The sequence below is a fragment of the Bradyrhizobium sp. BR 1433 genome, assembly GCF_051547665.1.
GTDB lineage: Bacteria > Pseudomonadota > Alphaproteobacteria > Rhizobiales > Xanthobacteraceae > Bradyrhizobium > Bradyrhizobium australafricanum.
Genome location: NZ_JBPUGG010000001.1, coordinates 2,527,339 through 2,550,283, shown reverse-complemented (window position 1 = coordinate 2,550,283; position 22,945 = coordinate 2,527,339). Strand labels below are relative to the sequence as shown.

The 22,945-nt window shown below is 65.0% G+C and carries 20 protein-coding genes and 2 pseudogenes; 18 read left to right on the top strand and 4 right to left on the bottom strand.

Features of this window, described 5'->3' with window-relative positions; all coding sequences use genetic code 11:
* Positions 1-143: 143 nt before the first annotated feature.
* Together ACSKB9_RS12820 and ACSKB9_RS12815 are read right to left on the bottom strand one after the other, a co-directional pair.
* Positions 144-1,247 (bottom strand): mandelate racemase/muconate lactonizing enzyme family protein, encoded by a 1,104-nt coding sequence (locus ACSKB9_RS12820; RefSeq protein ID WP_438073532.1) that lies wholly within the window; start codon positions 1,245-1,247, stop codon positions 144-146.
* 223 nt (positions 1,248-1,470) lie between these two features.
* On the bottom strand, positions 1,471-2,712 hold the full coding sequence (locus ACSKB9_RS12815; RefSeq protein WP_438073530.1) for an ABC transporter substrate-binding protein: 1,242 nt from the start codon (positions 2,710-2,712) through the stop codon (positions 1,471-1,473).
* 239 nt (positions 2,713-2,951) lie between these two features.
* Between ACSKB9_RS12815 and ACSKB9_RS12810 the strand changes: the two genes are divergently transcribed.
* Positions 2,952-3,791 carry an AraC family transcriptional regulator gene (locus ACSKB9_RS12810; protein WP_438073529.1) on the top strand — a complete coding sequence of 280 codons (840 nt, stop codon included), beginning with the start codon at positions 2,952-2,954 and terminating at the stop codon, positions 3,789-3,791.
* 178 nt (positions 3,792-3,969) lie between these two features.
* Here the strand turns inward: ACSKB9_RS12810 and ACSKB9_RS12805 are convergent, their stop codons facing one another.
* Positions 3,970-4,980, bottom strand: a complete 1,011-nt coding sequence (locus tag ACSKB9_RS12805; protein WP_438073527.1) for a polyprenyl synthetase family protein — start codon at positions 4,978-4,980, stop codon at positions 3,970-3,972.
* 135 nt (positions 4,981-5,115) lie between these two features.
* Here ACSKB9_RS12805 and ACSKB9_RS12800 point away from each other — a divergent pair, with 135 nt between their 5' ends.
* The 9 genes and pseudogenes from ACSKB9_RS12800 to ACSKB9_RS12760 all read left to right on the top strand — a co-directional run bounded on the left by ACSKB9_RS12800 (position 5,116) and on the right by ACSKB9_RS12760 (position 13,167).
* Positions 5,116-5,343 (top strand): putative signal transducing protein, encoded by a 228-nt coding sequence (locus tag ACSKB9_RS12800; RefSeq protein ID WP_026193157.1) that lies wholly within the window; start codon positions 5,116-5,118, stop codon positions 5,341-5,343.
* 16 nt (positions 5,344-5,359) lie between these two features.
* On the top strand, positions 5,360-6,163 hold the full coding sequence (locus ACSKB9_RS12795) for a tRNA1(Val) (adenine(37)-N6)-methyltransferase (protein ID WP_438080176.1): 804 nt from the start codon (positions 5,360-5,362) through the stop codon (positions 6,161-6,163).
* Positions 6,164-6,459: 296 nt separating this feature from the next.
* Positions 6,460-7,371, top strand: coding sequence for a S49 family peptidase (locus ACSKB9_RS12790; RefSeq protein ID WP_438073525.1), 912 nt, complete (start codon positions 6,460-6,462; stop codon positions 7,369-7,371).
* Between the two features lie 116 nt (positions 7,372-7,487).
* Positions 7,488-7,679 (top strand): hypothetical protein, encoded by a 192-nt coding sequence (locus ACSKB9_RS12785; protein WP_026193154.1) that lies wholly within the window; start codon positions 7,488-7,490, stop codon positions 7,677-7,679.
* 247 nt (positions 7,680-7,926) lie between these two features.
* A pseudogene (locus ACSKB9_RS12780) lies at positions 7,927-8,861 on the top strand (glycine--tRNA ligase subunit alpha).
* Entirely contained in the window at positions 8,861-10,957 is a 2,097-nt protein-coding gene (gene glyS, locus ACSKB9_RS12775) for a glycine--tRNA ligase subunit beta (protein ID WP_225161051.1), read from the top strand. The pseudogene ACSKB9_RS12780 and the gene glyS overlap by 1 nt, the downstream one beginning before the upstream one ends.
* A 3-nt stretch (positions 10,958-10,960) precedes the next feature.
* Positions 10,961-11,557, top strand: a complete 597-nt coding sequence (locus ACSKB9_RS12770) for a class I SAM-dependent methyltransferase (protein ID WP_438073523.1) — start codon at positions 10,961-10,963, stop codon at positions 11,555-11,557.
* Positions 11,554-11,928, top strand: a complete 375-nt coding sequence (locus ACSKB9_RS12765) for a GFA family protein (protein WP_253607486.1) — start codon at positions 11,554-11,556, stop codon at positions 11,926-11,928. The genes ACSKB9_RS12770 and ACSKB9_RS12765 overlap by 4 nt, the downstream gene beginning before the upstream one ends.
* A gap of 138 nt (positions 11,929-12,066) precedes the next feature.
* Complete coding sequence (locus ACSKB9_RS12760) at positions 12,067-13,167, top strand: hypothetical protein (protein WP_438073521.1); 1,101 nt, start codon at positions 12,067-12,069, stop codon at positions 13,165-13,167.
* A 135-nt stretch (positions 13,168-13,302) separates the two neighbouring features.
* On the opposite strand, the gene ACSKB9_RS12755 is transcribed toward ACSKB9_RS12760, so the two are convergent.
* Positions 13,303-13,662: a DUF1236 domain-containing protein gene (locus tag ACSKB9_RS12755; RefSeq protein WP_438073520.1), complete on the bottom strand. Its 360-nt coding sequence runs from the start codon at positions 13,660-13,662 to the stop codon at positions 13,303-13,305.
* Positions 13,663-13,896: 234 nt separating this feature from the next.
* On the opposite strand from ACSKB9_RS12755, the gene ACSKB9_RS12750 reads away from it, so the two are divergent.
* From ACSKB9_RS12750 to ACSKB9_RS12715, 8 genes and pseudogenes are all read left to right on the top strand, one after another.
* Positions 13,897-14,052, top strand: a complete 156-nt coding sequence (locus ACSKB9_RS12750) for a DUF3096 domain-containing protein (protein WP_016844375.1) — start codon at positions 13,897-13,899, stop codon at positions 14,050-14,052.
* Between the two features lie 91 nt (positions 14,053-14,143).
* Entirely contained in the window at positions 14,144-17,065 is a 2,922-nt protein-coding gene (ppdK, locus tag ACSKB9_RS12745; RefSeq protein ID WP_438073518.1) for a pyruvate, phosphate dikinase, read from the top strand.
* Positions 17,066-17,229: 164 nt separating this feature from the next.
* The gene (locus tag ACSKB9_RS12740; protein WP_438073516.1) at positions 17,230-17,427 is read left to right on the top strand and encodes a hypothetical protein; all 198 of its coding nucleotides are present in this window, start codon (positions 17,230-17,232) and stop codon (positions 17,425-17,427) included.
* Positions 17,428-17,550: 123 nt separating this feature from the next.
* A pseudogene (locus ACSKB9_RS12735) lies at positions 17,551-19,028 on the top strand (cell wall hydrolase).
* A gap of 394 nt (positions 19,029-19,422) precedes the next feature.
* Positions 19,423-20,667, top strand: coding sequence for an MFS transporter (locus ACSKB9_RS12730; protein ID WP_438073514.1), 1,245 nt, complete (start codon positions 19,423-19,425; stop codon positions 20,665-20,667).
* A 130-nt stretch (positions 20,668-20,797) separates the two neighbouring features.
* The gene (gene acuI, locus ACSKB9_RS12725; protein WP_076824227.1) at positions 20,798-21,784 is read left to right on the top strand and encodes an acrylyl-CoA reductase (NADPH); all 987 of its coding nucleotides are present in this window, start codon (positions 20,798-20,800) and stop codon (positions 21,782-21,784) included.
* Positions 21,785-21,970: 186 nt separating this feature from the next.
* Entirely contained in the window at positions 21,971-22,549 is a 579-nt protein-coding gene (locus tag ACSKB9_RS12720; RefSeq protein ID WP_028332627.1) for a hypothetical protein, read from the top strand.
* A gap of 139 nt (positions 22,550-22,688) precedes the next feature.
* A complete protein-coding gene (locus tag ACSKB9_RS12715) occupies positions 22,689-22,922 on the top strand; it encodes a DUF6894 family protein (protein WP_016844381.1) in 234 nt (77 codons plus the stop codon).
* Positions 22,923-22,945 lie beyond the last annotated feature (23 nt).

Below are 22,945 nucleotides of genomic sequence, written 5' to 3'. Positions count from 1 at the left end.
CGAAGCGCCGCCGGATGACAGGCTCCGCGAAGCAATCCATCCCACCGCGCGTGCGGAACGATGGATTGCTTCGTCGCTTCAGCGCAAAATTGCTTTGCAATTTTGTTGCGAGCTCCTCGCAATGACAGGAAGCGCGTCTCGGCTTACGCCACCCGATACTGCTCCATCACGTCGCGATCCGGCTCGTAGCCGAGGCCGGGGCCCTGCGGCACGGCGACATGGCCGTTGGCGTCGACGTCGATGCGATCGCCCCACAGGCAGGCCGGACGCTTCATGAAGAACACCTCGATCAGCCCCGCGTCGCGGATCGCCATCAGATGCAGCGTGGCGAGGAAGCCCGGCCCGAAATAGGGCGAGTGCGGAATCACCTGGACGCCGAACTCGTCCGCGAGGACGGCCACTCTCAGGAATTCGGTGATGCCGCCGACCTTGATCACGGAGGGCTGCGCGTGACTGACCGCGCCCGCGGTCATCATCTGGCGGAATTGATGCACGGTGCAGGCGTTCTCGCCGGCCGCGATATCGAGCCGGCCTTCTCTGCGCACCTCGGCGAGCGTCGCAAAATCCTCCGGCGGCCAGACCGGCTCCTCCAGGAACAGCGGCGCGGCCTGCTTGCAGTCGCGCGCGAACTGGATCGCCGCGGGTCCGTCCAGCGGGCAGTTCATGTCGACCATCAGCGCCACGCCGGGGCCGATCGCCTCGCGCGCGGCGGCGACCGCGGGCACGGTGGTCTCGTGCAGCTTGATCGCGGAATAGCCCAGCTTGATCGCCTTCTTGCATTCGGCGGCGATATGCGCGGGATTGCCGATCCGCATCAGGCTGGCATAGGCCGGGATCGTGCTCCGCTTCGCGCCGCCGATCAGTTGATGCAGCGGCACGCCCTTCACCTTGCCGGCGAGATCCCACAGCGCGATGTCGAGCGCCGAGATCGCAAACATCGTGATGCCGTAGCGGCCGAACAGATGCAGGTTGCGCTGGATCTGCTCCATCGCGGCGGGGATGCTGGCGGCGTCGGGCACCTCGAGGCCGCGCGCCTGCGGCGCGATCATCTCGGCTACCGCCGTGCAACTCGTCTTCGGGCAGACATAGGCGAAGGCATCGCCCCAGCCGGTGAGGCCGGCGTCGGTCGAAACCTCGACCAGCACCATGTCGAGCGCCGAGATCGCGGAAGCTCCCTGGCGGAAGCTCGCGGGCCCGGCGTCGTAGGGAATGCGGATATGGTGGGCGCGGACGTCGGTGATTTTCATTGTTGTTGTCCTTCCGATCGCAGGATGTGCCTGGAATTCGTGGTGGCCGGACACTTGAGCCTGAAGAACGGCGTCGCTTCGGCTGGTCTGGGTTCCGGCCATCGCAAATCTTGCTCGTAACGAGTCTTGCTTGCGACAAGTCTTGCTCGTGAATCATGTCGAAGACGTGGATGCCCGGCGCACGGCCGGACATCACGAACCGCAAAGTTGTGGAGGAAAGCCCTCAACTGCTCTTCTCGCCGCTCATGATGGGGCCGAACCGCTCCCAGCTCTCGCCCTTGAAGCGCATCATCTGCAGCTGCTCGATCGGCGCATAGTCGTCCGGCCCGGTCTTGATCTTGGTGCCGGGCAGATAGATGCCGATCTCGAGGTTGAGGCTGGCCGCCTGCTTCATCAGATTCTCGCGGGTAAGATTGTCGCCGCATTGCCGCAACACCTGCTCCAGCCCCTTGGCGACACCATAGCCGAATACGGTCGCGGCGTCGTCGAGATCGCCTTCGGGATACCACTTGGTCATGAAGGCGCGCCACTCGGTCATCGCCGGATCGTTCTTCCACTCGGTATCCTTGGGGTCCTTGAGATACGCCGTGGACAGCACGCCCTGGCTCGCGTCATAGCCGGCAGGCTTCATCACGCCGCCGATCGAGCCGGAGACGTTGGTCAGGAACTGCACCGGATGCCAGTCGAGCTCGGCGGCTTTCTTGATCGCCTGCGCCGCGAATTTCGGCGTTGCAATGTTGACGAAGATGTCGGGGTTGGCGCCCTTGATCTGCACGATCTGCGAATCCACCGTCGGTGACGAAGTCTGGTAGGAGGATTCGACGACGATCAGCTTCTTGGCCTGGTCGCCGAGCCCGTCATGCAGGCCGATCAGATAGTCCTTGCCGAAATCGTCGTTCTGATAGAGCACGCCGATGGTCTTGCCCGGATAGTTCTGCAGAATGTACTTGGCATAGATGCGCGCTTCGACCTGGTAGCTCGGCTGCCAGCCCATGGTCCACGGGAAGTTCTTCGGATCATTCCACTTGGCCGCGCCGGTGGAGACGAACAGCTGCGGCACCTTCTTGGCGTTCATGTATTTCTGGATCGCGGTATTGCCCGGCGTGCCCAGCGGATTGAAGATCAGGAGCACCTCGTCGCTTTCGACCAGCTTGCGGGCCTGCTCGACCATTTTCGGCGGCGAGTAGGCGTCATCGTAGGAGATGAAGTTGACCTTGCGGCCGTTGATGCCACCTTCGCTGTTGAGCTTGTTGAAATAGGCGGCTTCGGTCTTGCCGATCGTGGCGTAGGCCGACGCCGGACCGGAATAGGGCATGATGTTGCCGACCTTGATCTCGGTGTCGGTCGCGCCCGGATCGTATTTCTTCTGCGCGTTGGCGGCGCTTGCGGCAGCGATCGTCAAAAGTCCCGCAAGCGCCGCGGATTTGACGCAGTTGGCATAGCTCAAGCGTTGGTGGTGCATCATTGTCCTCCCTGACATGCTGGCCGCGGCTCTTGCAGTCTTGATTATCGGGCAGCTTGATGAGCCGTCGGATCGATGCGTCGGCGAGTATGCACGATTGCAACATTGTTGCCAGCGACGGCTTTGCGGGTAAATTTCCGTGGAGCGGAACCACGGTTTCGCCGCCCAGGCAGCAAGGACTGTCAAATGCCGCGCGCGGCAGCCGTGCATGATGCCCGAGCTTTGCAGGAAAGCCGTCATCCATGAATCCAGCCCAGAAGGCGCTCTGGTACATCGAAAGCCATCTCGGCGCGCCGCTGACGCTCGACGAGATTGCCGCCGTTGCGGGCGTCTCGCGCTTCCATCTGGTGCGGGCGTTCGCGGAAGCGACCGGGTTCTCGGTGATGCGTTATGTGCGGGCCCGGCGGCTCAGCGAGGCCGCGCGCGAACTCGCGGCCGGTGCGCCCGATATTCTCAGCCTCGCGCTGGATGCGGATTACGGCTCCCACGAAGCATTCACCCGCGCGTTTCGCGACCATTTCGGCGTCACGCCCGAAACGGTGCGCGCGACAACGTGTCTGACGACACTCAATCTCCAGGAGCCGATCACCATGATCTCGACAGCTCTCGACCACATCGATCCGCCGCGCATTGCCACCGCAAAGGCGTTCCTCGTCGCCGGCATCGGCGAGCGTTACAATCACGACAGTGGCAGCGGTGCCGGCATTCCGAACCAGTGGCAGGGCTTCCACCAGCAATGCGCGCATATCCCCCGTCAGGTCGGCAATGTCGCCTATGGCGTCTGCTGCAACGGCGACGATGCCGGCAATTTCGATTACATCGCCGGCGTCGAGGTCGCCGATTTCTCCGACCTGCCGCGCGAGTTCGCGCGCGTCCGCATTCCCGAGCAGAAATACGTCGTGTTCACCCACGCCGACCACATCTCGACCATCCGCCGCACCGTCAACACGATCTGGAATCGCTGGCTGCCGCAATCCGGCATGAAGGTCGCGGACGCGCCGAACTTCGAGCGCTACGACGAGAAGTTCGATGCGAGCACCGGCAATGGCGGGCTGGAGATCTGGGTGCCGGTGAAGGAGTAGCGGGCGCCGGTGCAGCAAACCTTGGTGTCGCCCCCGCGAAAGCTGGGACCCATGACCACCGATGCTTGCTATTTGCGTGACGCTGGAATGACGAGTCCTGCCTACAACTCTCGCCGCAGAGTATGGATCCCTGCTTTCGCAGGGACGACACCGCCTCTGTTGTTCGCGAGCGCCTAGATCAATGAGAGCGCGCCAGGCAGAACGCGACGACCTCTTCCAGCGCGGTCTTCATCGGCGAGGGCGGGAACAGCGCCAGCGCGTCGACCGCCATCGCGCCGTAGTGCTGGGCGCGGCTGATGGTGTCTTCCAGGGCGCGGTGCTTGGTCATCAGCCCGATCGCGTGGTCGAGGTCGGCCGATCCGATCTCGCCACGCTCCAGCGCGCGGATCCAGAACTTGCGTTCGGTATCATTGCCGCGGCGGAAGGCGAGCACCACCGGGAGCGTGATCTTGCCCTCGCGGAAATCGTCGCCGACATTCTTGCCGAGTTTTGCGGATTTGCCGCCATAGTCGAGCACGTCGTCGACGAGCTGGAAGGCGATGCCGAGATTCATGCCGACCGAGCGGCACGCGGTCTGCTCGGCCTTCGGACGGTTGGCGATCACGGGGCCGACCTCGCAGGCGGCGGCGAACAGCTCCGCGGTCTTGCCGCGGATCACGGCGAGATATTCGTCCTCGGTGGTCGCGGTGTTCTTGGCGGCGGCAAGCTGCATCACCTCGCCCTCGGCGATGGTGGCGGCGGCGGCGGAGAGGATGTCGAGTGCGCGGAGCGAGCCGACCTCGACCATCATCCGGAACGCCTGGCCGAGCAGGAAGTTGCCGACCAGCACGCTGGCCTCGTTGCCCCACAGCATCCGCGCGGACAATTTGCCGCGGCGCAGCTCGCTCTCGTCGACCACGTCGTCATGCAGCAGGGTCGCGGTGTGCATGAACTCAACCGCGGCGGCGAGCTTGATATGGCCGTCGCCGGAATAGTCCGCGAGCTGGGCCATTGCCAGCGTCAGCATCGGGCGCAACCGCTTGCCCCCGGAGGAGATCAGGTGATTGGCGACCTCGGGGATCATGGTGACCTCGGAGCCGGTCCGCGAAAGGATCGTCGCGTTGACGCGCTCCATGTCGGCGGCGAGAAGTCCCACCAGCCCGTCGATCGAAGCATTGGACGGGCTTTCGAAGGGTACAATAACCGCCACGCTGGTCTCCAATTTTGCCGAATACGCACTATGCTCAGCTATAACAATAGAAACTGAGCGGTGCAGCGGCAAGGCCATCAAGTTATTGACATGTGGCGCAAGTGCCGCACTGCCGGGGCGACAGGAGAGCGTATTTTGCGGGAATTGGTACGGACCAATGACATGGTGCTGGTCTCCGCCATCGGCGCGCTGCTCGACAGCGCTAACATCCATCATCTGGTGCTGGACCAGAACATGAGCATCATCGAGGGCTCGCTCGGCGTCTTGCCGCGGCGGATCCTTGTGCATGAGGACGACAACCACGAGGCCCGCCAGCTCCTGACCGATGCCGGCCTCGGCCACGAATTGCGGGCCGATGACTAGAGCGTTTTCGAGCGAAATGGGCCCCGGTTCGCGTGCAGAAAACGCGTCAAAGAACGAGTCTCCGGCCGCCGGGATCACCGAAGACGGATTTCTCGGTGGCCAATTGCGCCTGCGGCAACCCCGCAGCGGCCACCGCGCCGGCCATGACGCGATCCTGCTCGCCGCGGCGACGCCGGCTCGATCAGGCGACCGCGTCGTCGATCTCGGCTCCGGCGTCGGCGCGGCCGGACTGGCCGTAGCGCGGCGGGTGAGGGGGATCGATCTCGTTCTGGTCGAAATCGACCCGGCCCTGGCCGAGCTTGCGCGGAATAATGCCGGCACCAACGCGATCCTGGCGAACGTGATCGTGCTTGATGTCGAAGCCGGTGCCGCGGCCTTCGACGATGCCGGCCTCGGGCCGGATAGCGCCGACGTCGTGCTGATGAACCCGCCGTTCAATGATCCGTCGCGGCACCGCGCCTCGCCGGACGGTGTGCGCGAGCGCGCCCACGTCGCGACCGCAACCACGCTGGCCGGCTGGGTTCACGCGGCGCGGCGAATTCTCAAGTCGAACGGGCAGCTTGCGCTGATCTGGCGGGCCGACGGCATTGCCGAGGTGCTGGCCGCGCTGGACCGCGGTTTTGGCAGCCTCGAGATCCTGCCGGTTCACGGCGACGGGACGTCGCCGGCGATCCGAATCCTGGTGCGGGCGACCAAGGGCGGCCGGGCGCCGACGCGGCTCCATGCCGCACTGCTGCTCAATGAAGAGTTAGGCGTGCCCAATAAATGGGTGCAGGAGGTGTTGGCTGGGAAGGGGGAATTGCCGCTGGCGCGGCGCTAAAACGATCATGCTCGAACAAGAAGCCAAGGCGCGATGGCATTGCGCTTTAGCGGGCAGGCATGCTGCCCACGTCGTCAGAGGCACTAAATCACTGCGAAGCCGTTTCCGACTGGCGGTCCGGCGTGGACGTGAAGTGGATCGCCGCCAGGAGTGTACCGATCAGCAAAATCAGCAGATAGATTTTCATAAGTCCCTCTCCGCCCGCGCATTGCAGCCCCAATGACAAAATGCAAAACGCGTTCCACGGATCCCAATGACAGTGGCGTGATAAAAAGTGGTTAATTCGAGGTAACGGCATGAGTGAACAAATAAGTGATCACGCTGGACGTTCGGGACTGCTCGAACGCGTGCAGGTAGTGTTGCCGGCGCGCTTCAGGCGCGGCGCGGCCGTCGTGCCGGTGGTGCGGCTGGCAGGCGTGATCGGCGCGGTGACGCCGCTGCGGCCCGGCATGACACTCTCCGGCGTCGCCAAGATGCTGGAGCGCGCCTTTGGCACGCGGAATGCCAAGGCGGTAGCGCTGGTGATCAATTCGCCGGGCGGCTCGCCGGTGCAGTCGCGGCAGATCTATCTGCGCATCCGGCAGCTCGCCGCCGAGAAGAAGCTGCCGGTGCTGGTGTTCGTCGAGGACGTCGCGGCCTCCGGCGGCTACATGATCGCCTGCGCGGGCGACGAGATCGATCGCGACCCGTCCTCGATCCTCGGCTCGATCGGCGTGGTCGGCGGCAGCTTCGGCCTGGAGGGGCTGATCAAGAAGATCGGGGTCGAGCGCCGGCTGTATACGGCGGGCAGCCACAAGGCGATGCTCGATCCGTTCCTTCCCGAGAACCCGGACGACGTTGCCCGGCTGAAGGCGATCCAGCGCGAGATCCATGCGATCTTCATCGCGCTGGTGAAGCAGAGCCGCGGAAGCCGCCTCAAGGGTGCCGACGACATGCTGTTCACCGGTGAATACTGGGCCGGCGATACCGCGATCGGTCTCGGGCTCGCCGACGGCATCGGCGACATCCGCTCCACTTTGCGGGCCCGCTATGGCGACAAGGTGCTGACCCCGGTGATTGCGCCGGCCAGCGGCTTGCTGTCCGGCCTGCTCGGCCGGCGGGCGCCGGGGGCGGGATCGCTGGCGGCGCTGGATGGACTGGCCGCGCTGCCGGACGAGGTGATCTCGGCGCTGGAAACCCGGGCGATTTGGGCCAGATTCGGGCTGTGAACACAGGGATGTGAGCGCGCCATTTAGCCCCAAAACCGCGATTGCGGCGCAGGCCGCCTTGCGCGAGAATGCCTGTCATTGGGGGCCTGACAGACGTGAACGACAAGGATCGACCGATGCCGCCGCTGATTGCATTCGCAGGCGTCTTGGGAAGCCTGGCCGTGGTCCGCTGGGCGTACAAGACGGCCGTCCGGATCAACCAGGAACTCGAAGAGGCGCGATTGTCCCGCGTGGCCGAGGCCACCCGCGCGGGCGAAATCAAGACCCTGCGCCGCGACCCCGTGACCGGGGCCTATCGCCCGGGCTAGGGGGCTTGGATCTCCCTCGCCCCGCTCTTGCGGGGAGAGGGCCGGGGTGAGGGGCTGTTTCCGCAGATTCGAAAGACCTAAGTTCGCGGAGAGTCCCCCTCACCCGAAATGCGCGCTGCGCGCGAATTTCGACCTCTCCCCGCAAGCGGGGCGAGGTGCAGAAACATCCTCCATCGCCTTGATTCCATTGGTTGCCGCCGATACGGTCCCGCGCGCCTCACACCCCCTCGCGAGATCAATTCCAACGATGGATGCCCTGCCTGACCACATGCGCCCGGAACGTTCGTTCCAGGGCTTCATCCTGGCCCTCCAGCGGTTCTGGGCGGAGCAGGGGTGCGTCATCCTGCAGCCCTACGACATGGAAATGGGCGCCGGCACCTTCCATCCCGCGACCACGCTGCGCGCGCTGGGGCCCAAGCCCTGGAACGCGGCCTATGTGCAGCCCTCGCGGCGGCCCAAGGACGGTCGCTACGGCGAAAACCCCAACCGCCTCCAGCACTACTACCAGTTCCAGGTGATCATGAAGCCGTCGCCGCCGAACCTTCAGGACCTGTACCTGAAGTCGCTGGCCGCGATCGGGATCGACGCCGCCGTCCATGACATCCGCTTCGTCGAGGACGACTGGGAAAGCCCGACGCTCGGCGCCTGGGCCTCGGCTGGGAATGCTGGTGCGACGGCATGGAAGTGTCGCAGTTCACCTACTTCCAGCAGGTCGCCGGCGTCGAATGCGCGCCGGTCGCGGGCGAGCTTACTTACGGACTCGAGCGGCTCGCGATGTATGTGCAGGGCGTCGACCGCGTCTACGACCTCAACTTCAACGGCCGCGAGGGCGCCGAGAAGGTGACCTATGGCGATGTTTTCCTGCAGGCCGAGCAGGAATATTCGCGACACAATTTCGAGCACGCCGACACCGCGATGCTGTTCGAGCAGTTCAGGATGGCCGAGGACGCCTGCCGCAAATATCTCGCCGCCGGCTGGCGTGAGGGTGGGAATCAAAAGGAACATCTGATGGCCTTGCCGGCCTACGACCAGTGCATCAAGGCGAGCCACGTGTTCAACCTGCTCGACGCCCGCGGCGTCATCTCGGTGACGGAGCGGCAGAGCTACATCGCCCGCGTGCGCGACCTGGCGAAGGCCTGCGGCGAGGCATGGATCCACACTGAAACGGGCAGGGCGGTCTGATGCCCGATCTTCTCCTCGAACTGTTCTCCGAAGAAATTCCCGCGCGCATGCAGGCCAAGGCGGCCGACGATCTGCGCCGCATGGTGACCGACAAGCTGGTCGCTGAAGGCCTGGTGTATGAGGGCGCCAAGGCGTTCGCGACCCCGCGCCGTCTTGCGCTCACCGTGCACGGCATCCCCGCGCGCCAGCCCGACCTGAAGACCGAACGTCGCGGCCCGAAGATCGGCGCCCCCGATGCGGCGGTGCAGGGCTTTCTGAAAGCGACCGGTCTCACGTCGCTGGAAGAGGCAAAGATCCAGAAAGACGCGAAGGGCGACTTCTACATCGCGCTGATCGAAAAGCCCGGCCGCACCGCGATCGACGTGATCGCGGAAATGCTGCCGGTGATCATCCGCACCTTCCCCTGGCCGAAATCGATGCGCTGGGGTGCACGCTCGGCGAAATCAGGCTCGCTCACCTGGGTGCGCCCGCTGCACGCCATCACCGCGACCTTCGGTCTGGAGACCGAGGAGCCCGACATCGTCAAGTTCTCCGTCGACGGCATCGAGGCCGGGCAGACCACCTATGGCCATCGCTTCATGGCGCCGGGTGCGATCTCGGTGCGCCGCTTCGAGGATTACGAGGCCAAGCTGAAGGCCGCGAAGGTGATCCTCGATCCGCAGGCGCGCAAGGACATCATCCTCGAGGACGCCAAGGAGCTGGCGTTCGCGCAGGGCCTCGAACTGGTCGAGGATCAGGTACTGGTCGACGAGGTTTCGGGCCTCGTCGAATGGCCGGTCGTGATGATGGGATCGTTCGAGGAGCAATACCTGTCGATCCCCGACGAAGTGATCCGCGCCACCATCCGCAACAACCAGAAGTGCTTCGTGGTCAGGGATCCCAAGACGGGCAAGCTGACCAACAAGTTCGTGCTGACCGCCAATATCGAGGCGCCCGACGGCGGCAAGACCATCGTCGCCGGCAATGAGCGCGTGATCCGTCCGCGGCTGTCCGACGCAAAATTCTTCTACGAGACCGATCTGAAGACCAAGCTGGAAGACCGGCTGCCGAAGTTCGAGCAGATCGTGTTCCACGAGAAGCTCGGCACCCAGGCGGAGCGCATCAAGCGGATCGAGCGGCTCGCCGCCGAGATCGCGCCGCTGGTCGGCGCCGACGTCGCGAAGACCAGGCGCGCCGCGCGCCTCGCGAAGGCCGATTTGCTGACCGAAGTGGTCGGCGAATTCCCGGAGTTGCAGGGCCTGATGGGCAAGTACTACGCGCTGGCGCAGGGCGAGGATGCGTCCGTCGCCGCCGCGAGCGAGGACCACTGGAAGCCGCAGGGGCCGACCGATCGCGTGCCGACCGATCCGGTCAGCGTCGCGGTCGCGCTGGCGGACAAGCTGGACACGCTCGCCGGATTCTGGGCGATCGATGAGAAGCCGACGGGTTCGAAGGACCCGTTCGCGCTGCGCCGGGCAGCGCTCGGCGCGATCAGGCTGATCGTCGAGAATACGCTGCGCCTGCCGATCCTGAAGACGGCCAAATCCGCGTTGCTCGGATTGTCGCTCAAGGCCGATGCCGAAACGCTGCCGAACGATCTGCTAGCCTTCTTTGCCGACCGCCTGAAGGTCCAGCTGCGCGATCAGGGCGCGCGCCACGATCTCGTCGATGCCGTGTTCTCGCTTGGTGGCCAGGACGATCTGCTGCTCGTCGTCCGGCGCGTCGAGGCGCTCGGCAAATTCCTCGACAGCGACGACGGCAAAAACCTGCTCGCTGGCACGAAACGCGCCAGCAACATTCTCGCGATCGAGGAGAAGAGGGACAAGCGGACGTTCGACGGCGCGCCTGACGCCGCGCTCTACACGCTCGACGAAGAGAAGACGCTGGCCAAGGCGATCGACCAGGTGAAGGCCGAGGCCTCCGCCGCCGTCGCCAAGGAAGACTTCGCCGGCGCGATGAGCGCGATGGCCAAGCTGCGTCCGGCGGTCGATGCGTTCTTCGACAAGGTCAAGGTCAACGACGACGATCCGAAGGTGCGCGAGAACCGCCTGAAGCTGCTCAACGAGATCCGCGCCGCGACGCGTGCGGTGGCGGATTTCTCCAGGATCGAGGGCTGATCGATGGACCGCGCGACGCTCGCCGCTTACGACAAGGATGCGGCGGCGTTTGCGCAGGACTGGCACGAACAGCCGGCCCCGGTCGATCTGCACGACATCGTCACGCGTTTCTTCATCAAGGGCGGCGCGACGGCCGATATCGGCTGCGGCAGCGGCCGCGAGGTGGCCTGGCTCAATGCCAACGGTTTTCCGGCCGAAGGCTTCGACGCCTCCGGGGGCCTGCTCGCGGAAGCCCGCGCCCGCTATCCGGCGCTGCGCTTTGCCCGCGCCGAACTGCCCGATCTGTCGGGCATCGCGGCCGGCAGCTTCGACAATGTGCTCTGCGAGACCGTGATCATGCATCTCGATCACGCGCTGATCGCGCCGTCGGTCCGTCGCATGTTCGATATCGTGAAGCCCGGCGGCATCTTCTATCTGAGCTGGCGCGTGACCAGAGGTGACGATGCGCGCGATGCGCATGGCCGGCTTTACGCGGCGTTCGATACCGCGCTGGTGCGGGCCGAGCTGGCGGCGGCCGAGTTGCTGCTCGACGCGGAGGTCGTCAGCGCATCGTCCGGCAAGGTCATTCACCGGCTGGTCGCCAGCAAGGGCGGGCGATGATGGCGCGGCTCGCGACATGCGCCTGCGGACAGCTCCGCGTCACCTGCCAGGGCGAGCCCACCACAGTAGCGCTGTGTCATTGCCTGGAGTGTCAGAAGCGAACCGGCAGCACCTATGGCGTCGCGGCGTTCTTTCCGCGCGCCGACGTCGAGCCGCAGGGCGAGGCGCGCGAATACAGCCGCATCGGCGGCAGTGGATCTGCCGTGGTGTTTCATTTCTGCCCGAACTGCGGGTCGTCGGTCTATTGGGAGCCCGGTCGCGCGCCGGACCTGATCGGTGTTGCGGTCGGCGCCTTTGCGGACCCCGATTTTCCCGCGCCGTCGCAATCGGTCTTTACGCAACGCCGCCACGGCTGGGTCGTGGACCGCTAAACGACCGCCGCTGACGGGCATGTCTCGTCGGAAATATTTCGACACAGTTTGCAATTTGTTAACCATGCCCTGCGAAGGTCCTGACGAAGCAACGATTTCTTAAGACATCGCCCCCCGCGCCAATGCAGGGACCGCCCGATGACCTCGATCGGCACCACGCCCAATCCCTATGCCCAATATGGTTCGGCCTATGCGCGGGCAGCAGCGACGCCCTCGCTGGCGGCGACGTTGTCGGGCGACGGCACCGCCGGCGATCTGTCGGCGTCCTCGACATCCAACGCCGCAACCAACCTCACGCTGTCGGACGCCGCCCGCGCGCAGCTCGCCAAGGCGCCGCTGCCGGATTTTGCCACCGTCACCAGCGATGCGCGCATCACGCTCGACCGGCTCTACACGGTCGCCGGCGTCAAGGCGCCGATCGTCGACGGCAAGACCACCATCGATCTCTCGACGCTGGACCGTCGCTCGCTGTTTGCGATCTCGACCAACAATGGCGGCAAGTTCACCCCGGACGAGCAGGCGGTTGCGGCCACCGAGTTGAAGCAGCGCTTCGACAAGGCGTTGGAGCCGTCGCTGGCGACCACGCGCCTGACCGGCGACTACAGCATCAGCTACAAGGCCGCGCTCGATTATCTCGATGGTGCGAGCGATGAGGAGAAGGCCACCGCAACCTGGGCCAGCCAGCGCGCCGCAGTGCTGAAGGGCTATCAGGCGACGCAGCAGGATCCGAACACGGCGCCATCGGGAATTTCCGGTGACCCGATCGCGGCCGCGCTGGCGGGGACGGAGCTTCCCACAAAGAGCACCACGCGCGACTTCGGCAGCATCGCCAGCGACGTGCGCGCCTTCCTCGATCGGCAGAAGAGCGAGGCGGCGAAGAACGGCAAGGAGCTGGTCTACGATTTCCGCCGCAAGACCGGACAGCTCGCCGACCTGTCCTCGCTCGACAACCGCTCGCTCTCGGCGATCTCGCTGAACCAGGACAAGAAGTTCTCCACCGAGGAGATCTTCGCGGCCAAGCAGGAACTCAACACGCGGACGCGTCTTGCCGTGCTCGACGCGCTGAAGCAGAGCCAGACCGCCGGCGATCCGCGCCAGTTCAGCCTCGGCATCCTCAAGCAATATTCCTCGATGAGCGCCGAGGAGCGCCAGGCTGCCAACTGGACGCAGGATTTCCAGGACGCCGCGATCAAGAGCTACAAGTCGACGTCGACGTTACTCTCGATCCTCAAATCGTAACCCGGCACGGCATCGGAACGGAAGAGCCCCGCCCGGAGGGGAGGCCGGACGGGGCTTTCTGGCCCGGTCGATCCTCGCGCACATCCGCTTGCGCGGCGCCCGGACTGTCGTTCAGGCGATCGTGCTGACGTTGATCTAGTCGACCACCTGAACGATCCGTCGCGAACGCGGCTCGACCAGAACGGTCTCACCGTTCACGACGGTGTAACGAAAGGGCGTCGCACCGAACCGCTGCGGCACGTCGTAATAGGTCACGCCGGCGTCCGGCAGCACGGTGCCGACCACGACGCGATCCGGAATGGTGTAGTTCGGTACGCGCTCGCGCACGATGTACTCGCGGAATGCCGGACGCTGTTCGACCGCGATGCCTCCGTCATCCTCGACGGCGACGGCCGGACCACCGCGGACGATGCCGACGGTCTGGGCCTGTGCGGCAACAGCCGGCACCGTGATCGCGGCAGCAACCGCTGCAACGGCAAGTAATCTGTTTCGCATGGCTCGCTCCATTTTTTCACGCAGCACGCCGGCCTTCGCCGGTGCGCATGTCGAGCCAATGCATGTGCTGTGGTGATGTTCCGGAAAACCGCCGCCATATACGCGGCAATTTGGAGCAATTTTCGTGGGTTGCGGGAACTCGTCGGCGCGACGGGCGTCTTGATGTGGGAACTTCCCTCAGCGGATAAACTGCCGCTCGATTCGCTCCTCCAAAAACCCCCGGAGAAAACTTCAATGACCATCACCGCTGGGCATCTGCCTGCTATCGTGGCTCTGATCGCAGGCGTCCTGATCCTGATCATGCCGCGGCTCCTCAACTACATCGTCGCGATCTATCTGATCTTCGTCGGGCTCGTGGGGATGGGTCTGCTGCGCTGGCTGCACCTCTAGCGGGAAAGCGGGGTTTCGCGGCTTGCGCGGAACCCCTCAAAATGGTGTAAGGCGCGCATCTTCGACCCCTCCTTCCGGATTGTTGTCTGACATGGCCAAAGCCGTCGCGAAGTCCAAGAAAACTGCTGCGAAAACTGCCGAGAAAACAGCAGCGAAATCAAAGCCCTCCGCCGCAGCCCGCAAGGCGGCTCCGGCGCGCAAGGCGCTGAAGAAGAGCGCCCCGAAGGCGGCGCCGAAAACCGCCGCCAAATCGGCTGCAAAGCCGGCCGCAAAGCCCGCCGGCAAAGCGCCGGCGAAGGCCGTTGCGAAGAAGGCGGCCCCGGCTGCGATCAAGGCCGGCAAGTGGGTCTATACGTTCGGCGATGGCAAGGCCGAGGGCCAGGCGACCTTGCGCAATCTGCTCGGCGGCAAGGGCGCCAACCTCGCGGAAATGGCCAATCTCGGCCTGCCGGTGCCTCCCGGCTTCACCATTCCGACCTCGGTCTGCACCTATTTCTACGAGCACGACAAGACGTATCCGAAGGAATTGAAAGCACAGGTTGAGAAGGCGCTCGACTATGTCGGCAAGCTGACCGGCAAGACGTTCGGCGACGCCAAGAACCCGCTGCTGGTCTCGGTCCGCTCGGGCGCGCGCGCCTCGATGCCGGGCATGATGGACACCGTGCTCAATCTCGGCCTCAACGACCGCACCGTCGAGGCGCTCGCCGAACTCTCCGGCGACCGCCGCTTCGCCTATGACAGCTATCGCCGCTTCATCACGATGTATTCGGACGTGGTGCTCGGCTTCGAGCATCATCACTTCGAGGACATCCTCGACACCTTCAAGGACGGCCAGGGCTATTCGCTCGACACCGACCTCACCGGCGACGACTGGGTCGAGCTGGTCGGCAAGTACAAGGAGGCGGTTGCCAAGGAGACCGGTCACGACTTCCCGCAGGATCCGCACGATCAGCTGTGGGGCGCGATCGGCGCGGTGTTCTCATCCTGGATGAACGCCCGCGCGGTGACTTATCGCAAGCTGCACGACATTCCGGAATCCTGGGGCACCGCCGTCAATGTGCAGGCGATGGTGTTCGGCAACATGGGCGAGACCTCGGCCACCGGCGTCGCGTTCACCCGCAATCCCTCGACCGGCGAGAGCAAGCTCTACGGCGAGTTCCTGATCAACGCGCAGGGCGAGGACGTCGTCGCCGGCATCCGCACGCCGCAGGACATCACCGAGGAAGCGCGCCAGGAATCCGGCTCGGACAAGCTGTCGATGGAAGCCGCGATGCCGGCCGCGTTCAAGGAGCTGACGCGGATCTACACGCTGCTCGAGAAGCATTACCGCGACATGCAGGACATGGAGTTCACGGTCGAGCAGGGCAAGCTGTGGATGCTGCAGACCCGCGGCGGCAAGCGCACCGCGAAGGCGGCGCTGCGCATCGCGGTCGAGCTCGCCAATGAAGGCCTGATCTCGCGCAAGGACGCGGTGACGCGGATCGATCCGGCCTCGCTCGACCAGCTGCTGCACCCGACCATCGATCCGGCCGCCAAGCGCGACGTGATCGCGACCGGCCTGCCGGCGTCGCCCGGTGCTGCCTCGGGCGAGATCGTGTTCTCGTCGGACGAAGCGGCCAAGCTGCAGGCCGACGGGCGCAAGGTCATCCTGGTCCGCATCGAGACCAGCCCGGAAGACATCCACGGCATGCATGCCGCGGAAGGCATCCTCACCACCCGCGGCGGCATGACCTCGCACGCGGCGGTGGTCGCGCGCGGCATGGGCAAGCCCTGCGTCTCCGGCTGCGGCACCATCCGCGTCGATTACGGCCGCGGCACCATGAGCGTGGGCTCGCGCACCTTCAAGACCGGCGACGTCATCACCATCGACGGCTCGGTCGGCCAGGTGTTGGCCGGCCGCATGCCGATGATCGAGCCGGAGCTGTCCGGCGAGTTCGGCACGCTGATGGGCTGGGCCGACGAGGTCCGCAAGCTCGGCGTCCGCGTCAACGGCGACACGCCCGATGACGCGCGTACCGCGGTGAAGTTCGGCGCCGAAGGCATCGGCCTCTGCCGCACCGAGCACATGTTCTTCGAGGAGACCCGCATCCGCACCGTGCGCGAGATGATCCTCTCTGAGGACGAGCAGTCGCGCCGCGCCGCGCTGTCGAAGCTGCTGCCGATGCAGCGCGCCGACTTCGTCGAGCTGTTCGAGATCATGCAGGGCCTGCCCGTCACGATCCGCTTGCTCGATCCGCCGCTGCACGAGTTCCTGCCGCACACCCAGGCCGAGATCGAGGAAGTGGCGCGCGCCATGAACACCGATCCGCGCAAGCTCGCCGACCGCGCCCGCGAACTCTCCGAGTTCAACCCGATGCTCGGTTTCCGCGGCTGCCGTCTTGCGATCGCCTACCCGGAGATCGCCGAGATGCAGGCGCGTGCGATCTTCGAGGCCGCCGTCGAAGCCGGCAAGCGCACCGGCAAGCCGGTCGGTCTCGAGGTGATGGTGCCGCTGATCGCGACCAAGGCCGAGTTCGATCTGGTCAAGGCGCGGATCGATGCGACCGCCAACGCGGTGATGAAGGAAACCGGCGTCAAGCTGAGCTACCAGGTCGGCACCATGATCGAGCTGCCGCGCGCCTGCCTGATGGCGGGCGAGGTGGCCGAGACCGCGGAGTTCTTCTCCTTCGGCACCAACGACCTGACGCAGACCACCTACGGCATCAGCCGCGACGACGCCGCGAGCTTCCTCGGCACCTATGTCGCCAAGGGCATTCTCGAGATCGATCCGTTCATCTCGGTCGATCGCGACGGCGTCGGCGAGCTCGTCAGGATCGGCGTCACCCGCGGCCGCAAGACGCGTCCGAACCTCAAGGTCGGCATCTGCGGCGAGCACGGCGGCGATCCCGCGTCGGTCGCGTTCTGCCACGAGGTCGGGCTCGATTACGTCTCGTGCTCGCCCTATCGCGTGCCGATCGCGCGTCTCGCCGCGGCGCAGGCCGCGCTCGGCAAGGAGATCGCCAGCCAGGCGTGAGCGATCTTACAGTGCAGAGAGTGCGATGGCCGGGACCAAGTCCCGGCCATTTTTGTTTGTTGAGGCAGCCTGAAAATATAGCGTCATTGCGAGCCAACGGGTCGCGCGAACGCGCGCCCGATGACAGGCTCCGCGAAGCAATCCATGTTTCCGCTTGCCGAGCCATGGATTGCTTCCGCCTTCGCCAAGGATTTGGCGGACAAGTCGTCGCTGGCGCTTCTCGCAATGACGGCGAAAGCAGCGGCCGCTTCGACCGCAACACTTTGTTCACCATCTCCGTTGACCTGTTGTTTACGACTTTCATGCGCCGCGCGTTTACCAAGGCGCGCAATGCAACGCGCGAAACATGCGCGATCGCTTGAGTGTAGCGCGCGAGCAACGCCGATTAACTCCGCGGCAACCTAAACGGTTTAGCAACGAGAAAGGTCGAATTGCGCGGATGTACCGCGTTCGATTGCACTCAGTAAGCGTTGCGTGAGCGTACGATGTTTGTGTCGCGTAACCAGCCGAGGGGCGCACGTCTTGCGCTCTTCGGTCTCGGTCTTGGCATCTTCGCACTTATGCCGACCGAGATCGGATATCAGGATATTGCCTCGCTCCTGGCCCGGCAGCCCGGCGTCGCCGAGCGCTGGCAGAAGCGCGTCTTCGCCTCCGCCGTCGGCTCCATCCAGGTCGCGACCTACAGCTTCGGCCGTCCGATCGGCACGTCCGCGCCGCAAGCCCCGCAAATCCTGCTCGCAAGACTGGACAGTTCGGACCTCGACATCACCGGAACGGTGACGCGCAATCCGATCACGGCCCCGCCGCCGCGCTACCAGGCATCCGATTTTCCCAAGGTCGATCGCACCCTGAAGGGCGATCGCCTCGTCGTCCGGCGGCCCGATCAGGTCGAACCTGCGGAGCCTGCAATTACGGCGCCGGCGAACGAGGATCCGGCGACATCGAATTCGTCGGTCAAGGGCATGAAGACCGCGACCGCGCCGGCCGACAGCGCGCCGCTCGATCCTGAATTGCAGGAGGCGCTGCGCGCGCCGCCCTTGCCGCAATATGCCAAGCCGTTGCCGCAGCTGAACGACGTGTCACTCTCGCTCGAGGCCAGCCCGCTCGACGATCTGAAGCCCGCGCCCGCGAAGCCCGTAGCTGCGCCCGCCGATGCGGCGCGCGAGCGCGACCCGTTCGCATTCCAGACCGCCAGCCTGTTCTTCGGCTCGTCGCTCGGCACGCCGGAGAACCTCGAGCGCTGGCAGCCCGGCGAGGCGCCGGTTGTCGTGATGCCGGTAGCAACGCCCGATCCCGACTTGAAGGTGATGGCGTCATTGCCGGTCGATGCCGACGGTCCGGTCAAGGCCGGCGAGATGGGCGAGAGCATCGCGCCGAAGGGCGAGGTCAATGCCGACGACCAGCACACCAAGACGCCGGCGGAGCGGCTCGGCCTGTTCGACGAGAAGTCGCGCGCCAAGTCGGAGAAGTGCCTCGCCGAGGCGGTCTATTTCGAAGCCCGCGGCGAGGCGGTGCGTGGCCAGATCGCGGTCGCCCAGGTGGTGCTGAACCGCGCCTTCTCCGGCAAATATCCGGAGACGGTGTGCGGCGTGGTCTACCAGAACAAGAACCGCCACTATGCCTGTCAGTTCACCTTCGCCTGCGACAACGTCGCTGACGTCGTCCGCGAGCCCGACATGTGGGATCGCGCCAAGAAGATCGCGAAGGCGATGCTCGATGGCGAATTGTGGCTGCCGGAAGTCGACCGCTCGACCCACTACCACGCCTACTGGGTGCGGCCGTCCTGGGTCAGCGAGATGAAGAAGATGTACAAGTTCGGCGTCCACACCTTCTATCGCCCGCGCGCCTGGGGCGACGGCAGCGACGCGCCGAGCTGGGCAACCCGGCCGAGACCGCCAAGATCTCGGCGCAGCTCGCCGAGGCCGCCCGGAGCTCGGCCGAGCAGGCGAGCGCCCGGCGCTAGCTGTCAGCCTAACCTCCCCTTGAAAGGGGAGGTCGCTTTGCTCGTCAGAGCAAAGCGGGTGGGGATCTGGTCCCTCCACGCGCAGCGATGCGTGTGGCTGACCCCATCCCGACCTTCCCCCTTTCAGGGGGAAGGAGAGGACAACGTTCCCCGCCATTCGGCCTGAGCCCGTCGCGATATCCGGGGCAGACGCGTCGCAACTTCACGACGTTGTTCCGGGATGGTCCGCAGAGCGTGCCCCGGAATGACGGTCATCATCCTCTCCGATTCTGCAGAGCAGCCCTGCAGGCGAATATTTTTCTCCGGTCCCTCTTGGGGTTTTCATGCACCTGCATTAACTCCCCGTAACGTTCGGCGGGGCCGCTCCCCGCGCAGCAGTTGCGGGGAAGACAAGATGGCCGTTACCACCGGGGATCTTCGACCGACGTCGGGCACGTGGCGCGCGCCGCTTGTCATCATCGTCTGCGGCTGCGCGATTGCGCTGCTGAGTTTCGGCCCGCGCTCCAGCCTCGGCTTCTTCGTGCAGCCGATGAGCCATGAATTCACTTGGGGCCGCGACGTGTTCGGCCTCGCGCTGGCGCTGCAGAACCTGCTGTGGGGGCTCGGCCAGCCGATTGCCGGTGCGATTGCCGACCGCTTCGGCCTGCTGCGCGTCATGATCGTCGGCGCGCTGCTCTACGCCGCGGGTCTATTGCTGATGCGCTATTCGACGACGCCGCTGTCGCTCGATATCGGCGCCGGCGTCCTGATCGGCTTCGGCCTGTCGGGCTCCTCGTTCAACCTCGTGCTGTCGGCGTTCAGCAAGCTGCTGCCATCAGCGCAGCGTGGGATCGCGCTCGGCGCCGGTACCGCCGCGGGCTCGTTCGGCCAATTCCTGTTCGCGCCGTTCGGCGTCGCGATGATCGACAATTTCGGCTGGCAGACCGCGCTCCTCGTATTCGGCGCACTGATGCTGTTGATCCTGCCGTTGTCGCTGGCGCTCTCGACGCCGCCGGCGGAGACGAATGACGCCGCGCCGGCCGATCAGCAGTCGTTCAAGACCGCGCTGGCGGAGGCGTTCGGCCATCGCTCCTACGTGCTGCTGGTGCTCGGCTTCTTCACCTGCGGCTTCCAGCTCGCCTTCATCACCGTGCATCTGCCGGCCTATCTCGCCGACCGCGGCATTCCGGCATCGACCGGCGGCTGGGTGATCGCGGCGATCGGCCTGTTCAACATCGTGGGCTCGCTCAGCGTCGGCTGGCTGCAGAACGTCTTCCCGAAGCGCTACATCCTGTCGGTGATCTACTTCACCCGCGCGCTGTCCATCGTCGCCTTCATCTCGTTCCCGATCACGACCTTCTCGGCGATCGCGTTCGGCGCGATCTCCGGCCTGACCTGGCTCTCCACGGTGCCGCCGACCTCGGCGCTGGTGGCGCTGATGTTCGGCACGCGCTGGTTTGCGACGCTGTACGGCTTCGCCTTCGTCAGCCATCAGGTCGGTGGCTTCCTCGGCGTCTGGCTCGGCGGCATCGTGTTCGAGCAGTACGGCTCCTACACCCCGATCTGGTGGCTGTCGGTGCTGTTTGGTGTGCTGTCGGCGCTGATCAACCTGCCGATCGTGGAAAAGCCCGTCGTCCGCCCGGTTGCGCAGCCTGCCTGATGCTCTTTGTAGTGAGCATGATCTCCGCGCAAATGCGTTCCGCGTTTGTCGCGAGGGAAAACCGGTTTCCACTTTTCCGGATCATGCTCTAAACCATTCCCCGAAACCAAGATTACGGGGAGTGCACATCGTGGCAACGTTCAAGGCAATCAGGATCGACAAGGCGGACAAGGGTACCACCGCCGCACTCACCCAATTCGACGAAGCCGAGCTGATGGACGGCGACGTCACCGTCCGCGTCGAGTGGTCGACGCTGAACTACAAGGACGGCCTCGCACTGACCGGCAAGGCGCCGGTGGTGCGCCGGTTCCCGATGATCGCCGGCATCGATTTCGCCGGCACGGTCGAGCAATCCAGCCATCCGGACTGGAAGGCGGGCGACAAGGTCGTCTGCAACGGCTGGGGCATGGGCGAGACCCATCTCGGCGCCTACGCCGAAAAGGCCCGCGTCAAGGGCGACTGGCTGGTGCGGCTGCCCGACGGCATCTCGGCCCGCGATGCGATGGCGGTCGGTACCGCCGGCTATACCGCGATGCTCTCGGTGCTGGCGCTGGAGAAGCATGGTCTCACCCCGAAGAGCGGCCCTGTGGTGGTCACGGGTGCCGCCGGCGGCGTCGGCTCGGTGGCGATCGCCGTGCTGTCGAAGCTCGGCTACCACGTCATCGCGTCGACCGGGCGGATGTCGGAGACCGACTATCTCAAGGGTCTCGGCGCCACCGAGGTGATCGACCGCGCCGAACTGTCAGGTGCGCCCAAGGCGCTGGCGAAGGAGCGCTGGGCCGGCGGCGTCGACAGCGTCGGGTCGACCACGCTCGCCAACCTGCTGTCGATGACGAAGTATGGCGGAGCCATCGCGGCCTGCGGTCTGGCGGCCGGTATGGATCTGCCGTCGTCGGTCGCGCCCTTCATTTTGCGGGGCGTGTGCCTTCTCGGTATCGATTCGGTGATGTGTCCGATCGAGCTGCGGAGGACCGCCTGGCGCCGCCTTGCCAGCGATCTGGATAAGGCAAAACTGGCTGATATCACTCACGAAATCGCCCTGGACGAAGTCATGGGCTTTGGCGCGAAAATCCTCGGTGGCCATGTCCGCGGCCGCATCGTGGTAAAAATAGTCTGAGGACGTTCAGACTTTACCAACCAAGCTGCTCCAATGTTGCCACTGTTGGTATGGTAAGCAGCGGGTAAAGAGACTTGCAGCATGATCCCGGGGGGCCGGGTTTCCTCGCGCAGACGTCGAAAAGCGTTGGTGCGGGGGTCATGCGCAACAAGGAGCGAGTGCCCGCGCTCGTAAGTGGAGTAGCTCATGCTTGCGCGTTTGGTGTTGGGGGCCGTCACGGCCGGAGCAATGGTCGTGCCGGCATTCGCGGGCATGATGAACGCCGATGAGGCCCGCAGGTTCGTCGCCGGCAAGGTGTTCGCGTTCACCTGTTTCGATGGCACCCGCGGCGCCGGTCGCATCCTCGACGATCTGGGTGCGGCAGGCTCGGTCCAGTTCTCCGGCTCGGGGCCGATCCGTCACCTGCGCCTGCCCGGCAACACGCTGCAGATCCGCGGTCAGAGCGTTTGCGCTTCGCTGAAGGGCATTCCGTTCGAACCGTGTTTCAATCTCGACAAGCAGGACGACCGCTCGTTCCGCGGCTCGGTCTCCGGCATGGGCTTTGCCTATTGCGATTTCCATCACCAGGGTGGCCAGCAGATGCTGATGGCGCGCGCGGCGGCGCGTCCGCGCTCGCTGCATCCGCGCACCCGATCCGCGGATGCCTCGCAGACCGAAGTGTCGCGCGTTGAGACGCCGCAGGTCGGAAGCGCGAAGCTCGAGCCGGTCAAGGCCGAGCCCGCCAAGGTCGAGAGCGCGCCGGAATTGCGCCGCTCCACCGACTAACCTTTCATCTGCGCGCTAGCGGGAATAGCGCCGCCAAGCCGTAGTCATACGGATGGCGGTCGCCACGCCTTGCTCGCTACTCAATACCTGGCGTTCGCCGTGAGGCGGGACATTGGGGACTCTGATTTTGAGTAGTCATATGGCGCAATATTTTTTTCGAATTAGTGATGGCGATTACGCTGGTGCATCCGACCACGCGACGGAGTTTGAAAGCCGCGACGTGGCCTGGGCCGAGATGACCAAGGTCTGCGGAAATTTCCTCGGCAGCATTTCGCGCAATCTGAAGCAGAACAGCGAATGGCACATGGAGCTGCTCGACGAGGGCAGAAAACCCGTGTTCAGGATTCGACTGGTCGCCGAGTCCGTCGACTGAAGCTGTCTTTCAGGACGGCAAGT